Source organism: Virgibacillus sp. GM2-2, from assembly GCF_055329585.1.
Genome location: NZ_JBUZWC010000186.1, coordinates 1 through 228, shown reverse-complemented (window position 1 = coordinate 228; position 228 = coordinate 1). Strand labels below are relative to the sequence as shown.

1 protein-coding gene is annotated in these 228 nt (G+C 74.6%); it reads right to left on the bottom strand.

The genetic code is table 11. From position 1 onward, the window contains the following. Window positions 1–228: hypothetical protein (locus ACY9Z2_RS19480; RefSeq protein WP_463611322.1), on the bottom strand; the 228-nt coding region annotated here is incomplete at both ends.

Genomic DNA, 228 nt, shown 5'->3' with positions numbered 1-228 from the left:
CTGCACCTTCGTAAAGATTTGCGCGCCCGCGGTTTCCAGCCCGGCCAGCAGCTTGCCCGTGCCGTAGGCCGCATCGCCGTAGACCGCCGGGCCATCCTCGCCGCGCTCGGCGCCCCCGGATGCCTGCGCACCGCCGGCGCGAAGGCTCGGGTCATCGTCGCCGGCCTCGCCCGCGTCGGCGTCGGTGGCCTCGGGCAGGTCGTCGGCGAGCAGATCGGCAGCGGGTTC